Consider the following 11,933-nt stretch of genomic DNA (forward strand, 5'->3'; position numbering starts at 1 on the left):
ACGGGTCTCACGCGCCACGATCGTTCCTCTCTCTCATGACCACGCGCACGTCGCCGGCGGCGATGCGGGTCGGTCCGTCGTGGATACCGCCGTCGACGAGGTCGCGACCGTGCAGGTCGACCTCGATCTCGTCGTCGCGGTGGTTGATGATGAACACGGCCTCGTGCGCGTCGTCGCGGCGAACGACGACGTCGACGTCGTGCCCGACGGCGATGATCGGGATGCCCGCCTCGGCGCACAGCCGCCGCATGAGCTCATCGAGCCCCGCGTCGTCGAGCACGGTCGCGACGTACCAGGCGGCGCCCGCGCCGCGCACGGCGCGGGTCAGGGCGGGGGATCCGGCGGCCGGCCCGTCCGCGAACGCGTCGAGGACCTCCGCGCCCTCGACCCGCACGGCCTCGCTCCAGATCGTGCCGAGCGCGCCGCTGCCGAGCCGCACGCTCTCCCCGGCCGCGAGCGGGCGGAACTCGTCGATGACGATCCCGAGCAGGGAGCGGTGCGCGCCGGGGTACCCGCCGAGGCGGATGGCGAGCTGGTCGTCGGCGATGCCTGAGAAGGGGGTGACGAGCACGGTCGCTCCGGCCTCGGCAGCGGCATCCACCGCGGCGGCGGCCGAATCGGAGGCGGCGTAGAGGGTCGGCACGACGACGAGATCGTAGCCGTCGAGGGGGGCGCCGGGGCGGACGATGTCCACGGTGACCCCGAGGGCCCGGAGCGCGCGGTGGTAGCGGCGCGCCTCGGGGAGGTAGCGCAGCAGCGAGGTGGGCAGCGTGTCGGCCTCGGTCGCCCAGCGCTCCTGCCAGCCGACGACCATCGCGGCGCGCGCGACCACGCGGGTGCCGACGACGGGCTCGAGGCGGTCGAGCAGGGCCGAGAGCGCGACGACGTCGTCCCACATCGGGCCTGTCGCTCCGGCGTGCGGCAGCAGGGCGGAGTGGAACTGCTCGGCGCCGCGCTGCGAGGCGCGCCACTGGAAGAAGCAGATGGAGTCGGCGCCGCGGGCGACGTGGCCGAGCACGGTGCGGGCGAGCTCGCCCGGCCGCTTCGCGTGGTTGACCGGCTGCCAGCTGACGGCGCTCGTGGAGGTCTCCATGAGCATCCACGGGGCGCCGGCGGCGAGGCCCCTGGTCCAGTCGGCGCTGAAGGCCAGCTCGGCGAGGGGATCCTCGAGGCGGTGGTCGAGGTAGTGGTCGTTGGCGACGAGGTCGAGGTCGCCCGTCCACCCCCAGTAGTCCTGGGTCGAGATGTGGTCGGTGACCATGAGGTTGGTGGTCACGGGCGCGGGGGAGAGCCGGCGCAGCACGGCGGCCTCGGCGCGGTAGTAGTCGAGCAGCGCGTCGGAGGAGAAGCGGCGGTAGTCGAGCTGGTGGGCGGGGTTGCCGGCCGAGAGCGTGAAGCGCGGCGGCTGGATGTCGGCCCACTCGCTGTAGCGCTGGCTCCAGAACGCGGTGCCCCATGCCGTGTTGAGCGCTTCGATCGTGCCGTAGCGGCCGCGCAGCCAGTCGCGGAAGGCCGATGCGGAGGTGTCGCAGAAGCAGCGGGCGTTGTGGCAGCCGAGCTCGTTCGAGACGTGCCAGAGGGCGAGGGCCGGGTGCTGCCCGTAGCGCTCGGCGACGCGCTCGACGAGGGCGAGTGCCCGCGCGCGGAACTCGGGGGAGCTGGGGCACCAGGCCTGACGACCGCCCGGCCAGGCGGTGACGCCCTCGGCCGTGCGGGGGAGGATCTCGGGGCTGACGCGGCTGAGCCACGGTGGCGGCGATGCGGTGCCGGTTCCGAGATTCACGCGGATGCCCGCCTCGTGCAGCATCGCCATGACGGCGTCGAGGCCGCGGAAGTCGAACTCGCCCGGGCGGGGCTCGAGGTGGGCCCAGCCGAAGATGTTGATCGCGACGAGGTCGACCCCGAGCCGGCTCATGAGGGCCACGTCCTCGCGCCACACCGACTCGTCCCACTGCTCGGGGTTGTAGTCGCACCCCAGCAGGATCGACCGCGTCGGCCACCCGGGCACGAGGGAGGCCTCGGCGGGGCGGGAGAGGGCGGGGGTGCTGGTCACAGGAACGGTCCTCGCAGGGTCTCGGTCAACATCGTCGTCGCCCCGATCCCACCCGCTCTGTGAGCGTGCACAGATTCTGCGACGCGATCACGGAGGGAAGGTTTCTGTGAGCGTTCACAGAGTAAACACGCCGCCGCCGCCGTGTCAACACCCGCCTTCCGGATCGGCGGGTCGGCCGCGATTACACTGGCGATCGTGACCGACACCCGCCCGCGCCCCAAGCGCGCCACGATCTTCGACGTGGCCGCCGAGGCGAAGGTCTCGCGGGGCACCGTCTCGCGCGTGCTCAACGGCGAGCCCTACGTCTCCGAGTCCTCCCGCGCGGCGATCGAGGCGGCGATCCGCAAGGTCGGCTACGTGCGCAACACGGCGGCCCGCAACCTCGCCACCCAGTCCTCCGGGGCGATCGCGCTCATCGTGCACGAGCCGCACTCCGTCTTCGTCGACGACCCCAACATCGGCAACATCCTCCTCGGCACCAACGCCGCCCTGAGCGACGCCGACTACCAGCTCGTCTCGCTCGTGATCGACACCGAGCGCGACTCCGAGCGCGTCACCGGCTACCTCGGCGGCGGCTTCGTCGACGGCGCGATCATCGTCTCGGCGCGCGAGGGCGACCCGATCTCGAAGGCCATCGCCGACCTGCACCTGCCCGCCGTCATGGTCGGCCGCCCCGACAACCAGCCCCAGCTGCCCTGGATCGGCATCGACAACCGCGGCGCGGCCCGGCAGATCGTCGAGCGCCTCATCGGCACCGGGCGCCGTCGGGTCGGGATGATCGCCGCGGGCCTCGACCGCGACTCCGGTCGCGACCGCCTCGCCGGATTCCGCGACGCCCTCGGCGACGACCTCGATCCGGCCCTCGTCAGCGAGCAGGAGCTCTACTCGTTCACCGCCGGCGTGACGGGCATGACCGAGCTGCTCGACCGCGCCCCCGACATCGACGGCGTGTTCTGCGCCTCCGACGCCGTCGCCGCCGGTGCGCTCGACGCCCTGCGCTCGGCGGGCCGCCGGGTTCCCGAGCAGGTCGGCGTCGTCGGCTTCGACGACAGCGCATGGGCGCTGCGCTGCCAGCCGCTGCTCTCGACCGTGCACCAGCCCGCGGGAGTGCTCGGCGCGCGGGCGGCCGAGCTCGTGCTCGAGCAGATCCGCTCCGGCGGGCGGGGATCGCGGGCGGGCGTCATGCTCGACACGCACGTCGTCTGGCGCGACTCGGCGTGAGCACGGCTCCCGGGTTCGGCCCCGTCCATCGCCGCGCGCGCCGCCGCGGGGCACGACTGCGCGCGGGCATCCTCGCGATCGCGATCGTCGGCGCGCTCGTCTCCGCAGCGGGCGGCTACACGGCCTACGCCTTCTCGCTCCCGCTGCCCGCCATCGCCCCCGAGGTGCAGCCGCGCTCCGCCGTGACCACGCCCGCCGCGGAGGTCGCGCTGCCGGGGTACGGCGCCGCCGCGATCGGCGAGCAGGATGCTCCCGGCTCCGCCCTGGCCGGCGGCGACCTCGACACTCCGCGCCCCATCGCCTCGATCACGAAGGTCGTGACCGCGCTCGTGGTGCTCGACGCCCGCCCCATCGAGGGGGACGGACCCGGCGAGAGCATCACGCTCACCGCCGAGGACGCGCAGCGCGTCGCGGACTACCGCGCGATCGTCGGGGTCGTCGCGCCCGCCCCCGTCGGGGCGACGGTCTCGCAGCGCGAGGTGATCCAGCTGATGCTCGTGCACTCCGCCAACAACTACGCCGACACGCTGGCCGCGTGGGCCTTCGGCTCCGTCGAGGCCTACGTCGAGGCAGCGCGGGTCTGGCTCGACGAGAACGGGCTCGACGGCATCACGGTCGCCGATGCGACGGGCTTCGCGACCGAGAGCGCGGGCACGCCCCGGGCGCTGCTCGACCTGGCCCGCCTGGCCCTGGCCGACCCCGTGATCTCGGCGGCCGCCGCTCTTCCGGCGGTCGAGGTGCCCGGCATCGGCCGCTTCGAGACGCGCAACCCCGTGCTCGGGCAGGACGGCATCACCGGGCTCAAGACGGGCACCACCAACGCCGCCGGCTCGTGCCTGCTCTTCACCGCCGTCGTCGACCGCGACGGCGAGCAGGTGCGCCTCGTCGGGGTCGTGCTCGGCGGGCCGAGCGGCGCCGTCGTCGGCGGCGACGTGCGGGCCCTGCTGACGAGCGCGCTCGACGACTACCGCACCGTGCAGATCGCCGCCGACGACGAGCTCGTGGCTCGGTACGAGGCGCCGTGGGGCGACACCGCCGAGCTGCGCGTGGCCGAGAGCGCGGCGGCGATGACGTGGGGCGCGGCGACGAGCTCGAGCCTCATCCCGGCGCCCCGGCTGCAGGCCGGCAGGACGCCGAGGGCCGAGGACATGATCGTGCAGTTCGGCGAGGAGCAGCTGCGGGTGGGGCTGGAGTGGAGCGGGAGCATCCAGGCACCGGATCTCGAATGGCGGCTGCAGCAGCCGCTGCGGTTCTGGGGGCTGCTGCCCGCGGAGGACGCGCGCGCCGGCTGAGCGCTACTGCGCGTCGCGCGGGCCCGAGCCGGCGGGCGCGAAGGGCCCGGGGCGCTTCGGGGTGACCCGGTCGCCCGAGGACTGGTGCCGGATGCGGCGCACGACCCAGGGCACGAGGTACTCCCGCGCCCAGCCGATGTCCTCCACCCGCGCCTGCTGCCAGGTGCGGCCCGGCATCGGCTCGGGGGAGTAGGGGGCGAGATCGTGCTGCACCGCCAGGGCGTCGAGGACGGCGCGCGCGATCGTGTGGTGCCCGAGGGGGGAGAAGTGCAGCCGGTCGGGGGCCCACATGCGCGGATCCTGCAGCTCGCGCAGCGCCCACATGTCGGCCACGATCGCGTCGTGCTTCGCGGCGATGTACCGCAGGTTCTCGTTGTAGATCGCGACCTTGCCCCGCATGCGCCGCAGCACCGGCGTCATGCCGATGTCGGGCCCGTTGAACATCACCACGGTCGCACCGTCGGATCGGAGCCGCTCGATCGCGGACTCGAACCGGGAGGCGACCTCGTCGGGGTCGGTGCCGGGCCGGATGATGTCGTTGCCACCGGCCGAGATGGAGATCAGGTCGGGCCGCAGCTCGAGCGCCTTCGGGATCTGCTCGTCGGCGATCTGCTGCAGCAGCCGCCCGCGGATGGCCAGGTTCGCGTAGGCGAAGTGCTCGGTGCGCTCGGCGAGGTTCTCGGCGACGCGGTCGGCCCAGCCGCGATGGCCGCCGGGGGAGTCCGGCTCGGGATCGCCGATGCCCTCGGTGAACGAGTCACCGATCGCGACGTACCGCGACCACGGGTGCAGTTGAGCCATGCTCCCAGAGTGGCAGAGGGTGCAAGAACGACAAAACTGAAAACGGGCTGAGTGCGGCCGCGCCCCCCGTCCGGGGGTGTGCTTGACTTCTCGCCGAGTGATTCCACCGAATTGCTTGTGAGCCCCCTAAGAACCATCCGTGTTCTTTAACCACAGATAAAGGAGCACCATATGGGCATCATCGCCTTCCTCCTCCTCGGCCTCATCGCCGGCGCCATCGCCAAGCTGATCCTCCCGGGTCGTCAGGGCGGCGGCTGGCTCATCACCCTCGTCCTCGGCGTCGTCGGCGCCCTCCTGGGCGGATTCCTCGGCAGCGTCATCTTCGACGAGGGCATCGACGGGTTCTTCGACCTCGGTTCGTGGCTGCTGGCCATCGGCGGCGCGCTCATCGTGCTCGTCATCTACGGCGCCGTCACCGGCCGCAAGCGCGCGTAACCCGCCGCTTCACAGCACCGCCCGACGGGGGCGGGGCGTCCTCGGACGCTCCGCCCCCGTCGGCGTTCGTGCGGGGTCGGGCGTCTGTGGTCGGTGGTCGGTGGTCGGTGGTCGGTGCGAGGATGCTCGCGTGAGAGGCGGGCGATGAGCAAGCAGGACGGCACGGGTCGGCAGACGACCGATGAGCCCTCCGACGACCTCAGCGCGGGCATCCTGCATCTCGACATGGACGCCTTCTTCGCCTCGGTCGAGCTGCTCGACAGGCCCGAGCTGCGCGGGCGGCCGGTCATCGTCGGGCATCGCGGCATGCGCTCGGTCGTGACCGCCGCGACGTACGAGGCACGGCGCTACGGCGTCAACTCGGCGATGCCCATGGCGGTCGCCCTGCGCCGCTGCCCCCAGGCCGTCGTGCTCGAACCGCACTACGAGCAGTACCAGCGCTGGTCGCGCCACGTCATGGCGATCCTCGGCGACATGACCCCGCTCGTCGAGCCGCTGTCGATCGACGAGGCCTTCCTCGACGTGCGCGGGGCGACCGGGCTCTTCGGGCCGCCCTGGGCCATCGGACGTGCGCTTCGCGAGCGCATCCGCCGCGAGACGGGGCTCAACGCCTCCGTCGGCGCGGCGGCGACCAAGTTCGTCGCCAAGCTGGCCTCGGGCCGCGCCAAGCCCGACGGGCTGCTCGTCGTGCCCGAGCGTGACACCCTCGCCTTCCTGCACCCGCAGCCGATCTCAGCCCTCTGGGGCGTCGGCGCGGCGACGGAGGAGAAGCTCGTGCGCCTGGGGCTGCGCACCATCGGCGATCTCGCGAGCACGCCGGTGGATTCCCTCGCCCGCGCCATCGGCGACGCCGGGGCCGCGCGCCTGCACGCCCTGTCGTGGGGCCGCGATGCGCGCGCGGTCGTGCCCGAGCACGACGAGAAGTCGATCGGGCACGAGATGACCTTCGAGCGCGACGTGCTCGACCGGGCCGCGCTCGAGCGCGAGCTGCTGCGGCTGTCGACCCGGGTCGCCGAGCGGCTGCGCCGCGGCGGCTGGGTCGCCCGCACCGTCGCGGTGAAGGTGCGCTTCGGCGACTTCCGCACGATCACCCGATCGATCACCGTGCCCGAGCCGACCGACGTCGCCGAGCGCATCGCGCGCGAGGCGCGCACGCTGTACGGGGCGGCGAACGCAGCCGGAGCGGGGATCCGGCTCATCGGCGTGCGCGCCGAGAACCTGCTGCCGACGGGATCGATCGCCCGCGGGCTCTGGGACGACGACGAGACCTGGCGCGATGCCGAGACGACGATCGACGCGGTCGCCGATCGATTCGGGCGCGGCGCGGTGCAGCGCGCATCCCTTCTCGGCCCCGCGACCGCCCGTCGTCGCTCAGCCCTCTCGCGACTCGACGACCCCGACAGCGAGTAGCCTCGATGCACGTGAGCCAGCCCGATCGCGCCGCACCCCACGTGGGCACCTTCGCCGCCGAGCACCTCTCCCCGTCCTTCCCCGAGCGCGCCGCCCGCGGCACGGCGAGCCGGCTGCGGGCCTGGCAGGCCGAGGCCCTCGACGCCTACTTCGCGACCGAGCCCCGCGACTTCCTCGCCGCCGCGACCCCCGGCGCCGGCAAGACGACCTTCGCCCTGCGGCTCGCCACCGAGCTGCTCGCCCGTCGCACCGTCGAGCGGGTCGTCGTCGTCGCCCCCACCGAGCATCTGAAGCGCCAGTGGGCCGATGCCGCGCACCGGGTGGGCATCCGTCTCGATCCCTCCTTCCGCAACAGCCAGCGCTCGGTCGCCCGGGCCTACCACGGAGCCGCCGTCACCTACGCGCAGGTCGCCGCGAAGCCGTACGTGCACCGCATCATGACCGAGTCGTCGCGCACGCTCGTCATCCTGGACGAGGTGCACCACGGCGGCGACGCGCTGAGCTGGGGCGACGCCATCCGCGAATCGTACGAGGGCGCCACCCGGCGCCTCTCGCTCACGGGCACGCCGTTCCGCTCCGACACCTCGCCGATCCCCTTCGTCACCTACCTCCCCGACGAGAACGGCATCCGCATCTCGCAGACCGACTACGCCTACGGCTACGGTCGCGCCCTCGCCGACGGCGTCGTGCGCCCGGTGCTGTTCATGTCGTACGCGGGCAAGGTGCGCTGGCGCACCACCACGGGCGACGAGATGGAGGCGAGCCTCGGCCAGGGCGACACGCAGGAGGTCACCTCGCAGGCCTGGCGCACCGCCCTCGACCCCGAGGGGCAGTGGATGCCCGGGGTGCTGCGCGCGGCCGATCGACGACTCACGGAGGTGCGCCACGCCATCCCCGACGCGGGCGGCCTCGTCATCGCCACCGACCAGACCGCCGCCCGGGCCTACGCCCAGCTGCTGCGCGCCATCACGGGCGAGATGCCGACGGTCGTGCTCTCGGACGAGCTCGGCGCGAGCGAGCGCATCCAGGAGTACGCCGACGGCGACAGCCGCTGGCTCGTGGCCGTGCGGATGGTCTCCGAGGGCGTCGACGTTCCGCGGCTCGCCGTGGGCGTCTACGCCACCAGCTCCTCGACCCCGCTGTTCTTCGCGCAGGCGATCGGCCGCTTCGTGCGGGCGCGGCGACGGGGCGAGACGGCCTCGATCTTCATCCCCAGCGTTCCGCCCATCCTGGGTCTCGCGAACGAGCTCGAGCGCGAGCGCGATCACGCCCTCGACCGCGAGGGCGCCGGCGAGCTGCTGGCCGACGACCTGCTGCACGCCGCCGAGACCCCCGACAGCGCCAGCGACGCCCTCACCGAGACCTACACCTTCAAGGCGCTGGAATCGGAGGCGCAATTCGACAAGGTGCTCTACGAGGGCGTCGAGTTCGGCCAGCAGGCCGAGGTCGGCAGTCTCGAGGAGCTCGACTTCCTCGGCCTGCCGGGCATCCTCGAGCCCGACCAGGTGCACGAGCTGCTGCGCTCGCGCTACCAGCGGCAGATGCGCCGGGTGGCCGAGCGTCCGCCCTCGGACCAGCAGCCCGCCGTTCCGCTCTACCGCTCGCTCAAGGAGCAGCGGACTCTGCTCAACAGCCTCGTCGGCCTGCGGGCGAAGCTCACAGGGCAGCCGCACGGGCACGTCCACGCCGAGCTGCGCCGCCTCTGCGGCGGACCCGCCGTGGGCCACGCGAGCATCGCGCAGCTGCAGTCCCGCATCGACTTCCTGCGCAAGCAGATGGCGCAGGGCGGCTGACGCCGGCGCGAGGATCTCGCCGACCGCACCGGGCGCGGCAGGATGGGCGCATGCGCGACACCCCCTACCTCGTCGTCGACGTCGAGCTGCTCGAGCAGAACCTCACCGACATGGCCGCGCACGCGCGCCGGCTGGGCGTCGCCCTGCGCCCGCACGCGAAGACGCACAAATCGCCCGAGATCGCCCGGCGTCAGCTCGCGCACGGCGCCGTCGGCCTCACCGTGGCCACCGTCGGCGAGGCCGAGGTCTTCGCCGCGCACGGCGTGGACGACCTCTTCATCGCCTACCCGGTCTGGGCCGTCGGGCCCCGGGCCTCGCGTCTGCGCGCCCTCGCCGAGCGCGCGCGGGTGCGGGTCGGCGTCGACTCGGTCGAGGGCGTGCGCCTGCTCGCCGCGAGCGGGGCGGCCGTGACGGTCGCCATCGAGATCGACAGCGGGCACGCGCGCAGCGGGGTCGCTCCGGCCGAGGCGGCGGGGCTGGCGCGGGCGGCGCTCGACGCCGGGCTCGGCGTGGACGGGGTGTTCACGTTCCCCGGGCACTCCTACGCTCCCGACCGCAGGGCGGCCGCGGCCGCCGACGAGGAGCGGGCGCTGCGCACCGCGCGCGACGGGATGCTCGCGCAGGGCATCCCGTGCCCCGTCGTCAGCGGGGGCTCGACGCCGAGCGTCGAGCACGCGACGCCCGGCGTGCTCACCGAGCTGCGCCCGGGCGTCTACCCGCTGCTCGACGCCCAGCAGTGGGAGCTCGGCTCCGCCGAGCCGGGCCGCATCGCCCTGACCGCCCGCGCCACGGTCGTGAGCGCGCGCGGCCACCGGGTCATCGTCGACGCGGGCAATAAGGTTCTCGGCGCCGACCGGCTCGCCTTCGCCACCGGATTCGGGCGGCTGCCGGCCCACCCCGAGGCGCGCGTCGTCGCGCTATCGGAGCACCACGCGACGATCGAGTTCCCCGCCGGAACGGATCTGCCGGGCCTCGGCGACCGGCTCTCCCTCGCGCCGAACCACGTCTGCTCGGCCGTCAACCTCGCCGAGCTGCTCGTCGCCGTGCACTCGGAGGGGCGCGAGGAGGAGTGGCCGGTGGCGGCCCGCGGGGCGAACACCTAGAAGCCGCGGGTCAGGCGCCGGTCGGCGCAGCCGGCCTATATACGCGAGAGGCGGGCGCGGGCGAAGCCGTAGAGCCCGTAGACGATGAGCCCGGCGCCGATGATCCCGAGGATGATCGGCCCGAGGAACACCTCGCGCACGGCCGAGAACGCCCCGTCGAGCCCGGTGAGACCGTCGGCGTCGGCCTGGAGCGTCTCGACGATGATGAGGCCGGCGAGCAGCAGGAAGGCGATCCCTCGGGCGACGTAGCCGATGAGGCCGGCGATGCGCACGGCGCGGCCGCGACGGGGAGGCAGCGGGCGCAGCTCCCACGAGAACCGGCGCAGCAGGCCCTTGACGACGAAGTAGCCGCCCGCGACGGCGATGCCCGCGCCGACCAGCACGAGCACGACGGTGCCGGTCGCGGTACCGAGGAGGTCGGCGCTCAGACGGCGCGCCACGCCGCCCGACTGCAGCTCGCCGCCGAGCAGCAGGATGAGGGGGAGCGTCGCGATGCCGAGGTACATGAGGCCCTGAGCGGCGCTGGACACCGCCGAGGTGGGGCGGCGCATGGGGCCCTGGTTGAGCAGGGCGTCGGCGATCATCCAGACCCCCAGGCCCGCGAGCGAGATCGTGACCGCGGCGAGCAGCACTCCGCCGAGGGGTGGGGATGCGAGGGCGTCGAAGGCGCCCACCTCGTCGGCGCGGACATCCCGATTGCCCACCGCGAGGGCTATGGCGAGCCCGCCGATGAGGAGGTGGAGCAGCCCGGTGACGGCCCAGCCGGAGCGGGCAAGGATCGTGAAGACGCGGCTGGAGTGCGCGGCGCGCGCGGTGCCGGCGGATGTCTCGATGGCGGGGTCGAGCGGGGTGTCGGGTCCGAGCGCCTGCACCGCACGCGCCGCGGGGCGGAGCGGGTGCTCGGGAGCGGCCATCCGTTCAGGTTACTGCGGGCGGTTCGCGGGTCGGGCATCGGCCGGGATCGCCGGCCGACTAGAGGGTCGCGAGGCGCGCGCGGGCGAAGCAGTAGATGCCGTAGGCGATGAGCCCGCCGCCGACGATCGCGAGCAGCACCTGACCGAACGGCAGCGCCGCGATGGCGCGCAGCGCGTCGTCGATGCCGCCGGCCTCGCTCGCGTCGGTGGAGATCGCCGCGGTGGCGAGCAGACCGCCCACCGCCGCGAGCGCGACGCCCTTGGCCGTGTAGCCGGCGATGCCGAGCGTGGTGACGGCCCGGTCGAGGGGCGATCGCGGCAGGCGGATGTCGTCGAGGAAGCGACGCCGCGCACCCTTGACGACGAAGTACCCGCCGATGCCGAGCAGGGCGACGGCGCCGGCGATGAGCACGATGATGCCCCCGGGGGTCTGCAGCAGGAAGGTGCTGACCTCCTGCACGTCCTCGTCGGATTCGCTCGAGACGCCGAGCAGCACGGTGACGACGGGCACGCAGAGGGCGAGGTAGACGAGTCCTTTGGCGAGGGTGAGGGCGGTCTTGGCCCAGCGCTCATCCGGCTTCCGTCGTGGTCGGTTCTCGAGGAACGCCTCCAGGCACAGCCAGAGCCCGAGGGCGGCGAGCCCGATGAGCAGCACGACCAGCACGAGGATGCCGCCGGGGCTCTCGGCGATGCTGCGCAGCGCACCGCCCTGGTCGGCCTCGTCGCCGCCTCCACCGCCGACGATCGCGAGGGCGAGGGCCCCGATGAGGATGTGCAGGAGCCCGTTGACGGCGAAGCCGCCGCGGGCGGCGGCCCGGAACGCGGGATGCTCGTGCAGGTCCTTGACGGCGTCCTCCGCGCGGTCGCTCTTGCTCGCGCGGGATGCCCTGCCTCGGTCTGCCATGGGCTCA

General features: G+C 73.6%; 10 protein-coding genes. 6 read left to right on the forward strand and 4 right to left on the reverse strand.

Annotated elements, in window-relative coordinates; genetic code table 11:
• Positions 1-7: 7 nt before the first annotated feature.
• The gene (locus OVN18_RS12185; RefSeq protein WP_267781027.1) at positions 8-2,053 is read right to left on the reverse strand and encodes a beta-galactosidase; all 2,046 of its coding nucleotides are present in this window, start codon (positions 2,051-2,053) and stop codon (positions 8-10) included.
• A 195-nt stretch (positions 2,054-2,248) separates the two neighbouring features.
• On the opposite strand from OVN18_RS12185, the gene OVN18_RS12190 reads away from it, so the two are divergent.
• Both OVN18_RS12190 and OVN18_RS12195 read left to right on the forward strand, forming a co-directional pair.
• Entirely contained in the window at positions 2,249-3,274 is a 1,026-nt protein-coding gene (locus tag OVN18_RS12190) for a LacI family DNA-binding transcriptional regulator (RefSeq protein ID WP_267737290.1), read from the forward strand.
• A complete protein-coding gene (locus OVN18_RS12195) occupies positions 3,271-4,566 on the forward strand; it encodes a D-alanyl-D-alanine carboxypeptidase family protein (protein ID WP_267781029.1) in 1,296 nt (431 codons plus the stop codon). Before OVN18_RS12190 ends, OVN18_RS12195 begins: the two co-directional genes overlap by 4 nt.
• Positions 4,567-4,569: 3 nt before the next feature.
• On the opposite strand, the gene OVN18_RS12200 is transcribed toward OVN18_RS12195, so the two are convergent.
• Positions 4,570-5,367, reverse strand: coding sequence for an SGNH/GDSL hydrolase family protein (locus tag OVN18_RS12200; protein ID WP_267781030.1), 798 nt, complete (start codon positions 5,365-5,367; stop codon positions 4,570-4,572).
• Between the two features lie 171 nt (positions 5,368-5,538).
• Here OVN18_RS12200 and OVN18_RS12205 point away from each other — a divergent pair, with 171 nt between their 5' ends.
• The 4 genes from OVN18_RS12205 to OVN18_RS12220 all read left to right on the forward strand — a co-directional run bounded on the left by OVN18_RS12205 (position 5,539) and on the right by OVN18_RS12220 (position 10,108).
• Positions 5,539-5,802, forward strand: coding sequence for a GlsB/YeaQ/YmgE family stress response membrane protein (locus tag OVN18_RS12205; protein ID WP_267781031.1), 264 nt, complete (start codon positions 5,539-5,541; stop codon positions 5,800-5,802).
• Between the two features lie 144 nt (positions 5,803-5,946).
• Positions 5,947-7,212 carry a DNA polymerase IV gene (locus tag OVN18_RS12210; protein ID WP_267781032.1) on the forward strand — a complete coding sequence of 422 codons (1,266 nt, stop codon included), beginning with the start codon at positions 5,947-5,949 and terminating at the stop codon, positions 7,210-7,212.
• A gap of 5 nt (positions 7,213-7,217) precedes the next feature.
• Positions 7,218-9,005 (forward strand): DEAD/DEAH box helicase, encoded by a 1,788-nt coding sequence (locus OVN18_RS12215; RefSeq protein WP_267781033.1) that lies wholly within the window; start codon positions 7,218-7,220, stop codon positions 9,003-9,005.
• A gap of 50 nt (positions 9,006-9,055) precedes the next feature.
• Positions 9,056-10,108: an alanine racemase gene (locus tag OVN18_RS12220; protein WP_267781034.1), complete on the forward strand. Its 1,053-nt coding sequence runs from the start codon at positions 9,056-9,058 to the stop codon at positions 10,106-10,108.
• Positions 10,109-10,143: 35 nt separating this feature from the next.
• On the opposite strand, the gene OVN18_RS12225 is transcribed toward OVN18_RS12220, so the two are convergent.
• Both OVN18_RS12225 and OVN18_RS12230 read right to left on the reverse strand, forming a co-directional pair.
• Positions 10,144-11,022, reverse strand: coding sequence for a DUF1206 domain-containing protein (locus OVN18_RS12225; RefSeq protein ID WP_267781035.1), 879 nt, complete (start codon positions 11,020-11,022; stop codon positions 10,144-10,146).
• Positions 11,023-11,080: 58 nt separating this feature from the next.
• Positions 11,081-11,926: a DUF1206 domain-containing protein gene (locus OVN18_RS12230; protein ID WP_267781036.1), complete on the reverse strand. Its 846-nt coding sequence runs from the start codon at positions 11,924-11,926 to the stop codon at positions 11,081-11,083.
• Between the last annotated feature and the right edge of the window lie 7 nt (positions 11,927-11,933).

Origin of the sequence: Microcella daejeonensis (assembly GCF_026625045.1) — a bacterium.
Classification (GTDB): Bacteria; Actinomycetota; Actinomycetes; order Actinomycetales; family Microbacteriaceae; genus Microcella; species Microcella daejeonensis.

What these genes read in the sequence shown, in the direction of transcription:
- OVN18_RS12200 (WP_267781030.1), bottom strand. Translation starts at nt 5,367, where the DNA reads ATGGCTCAACTGCACCCGTGGTCGCGGTACGTCGCGATCGGTGACTCG.
- OVN18_RS12205 (WP_267781031.1), top strand. Translation starts at nt 5,539, where the DNA reads ATGGGCATCATCGCCTTCCTCCTCCTCGGCCTCATCGCCGGCGCCATC.
- OVN18_RS12210 (WP_267781032.1), top strand. Translation starts at nt 5,947, where the DNA reads ATGAGCAAGCAGGACGGCACGGGTCGGCAGACGACCGATGAGCCCTCC.
- OVN18_RS12215 (WP_267781033.1), top strand. Translation starts at nt 7,218, where the DNA reads ATGCACGTGAGCCAGCCCGATCGCGCCGCACCCCACGTGGGCACCTTC.
- OVN18_RS12220 (WP_267781034.1), top strand. Translation starts at nt 9,056, where the DNA reads ATGCGCGACACCCCCTACCTCGTCGTCGACGTCGAGCTGCTCGAGCAG.
- OVN18_RS12225 (WP_267781035.1), bottom strand. Translation starts at nt 11,022, where the DNA reads ATGGCCGCTCCCGAGCACCCGCTCCGCCCCGCGGCGCGTGCGGTGCAG.
- OVN18_RS12230 (WP_267781036.1), bottom strand. Translation starts at nt 11,926, where the DNA reads ATGGCAGACCGAGGCAGGGCATCCCGCGCGAGCAAGAGCGACCGCGCG.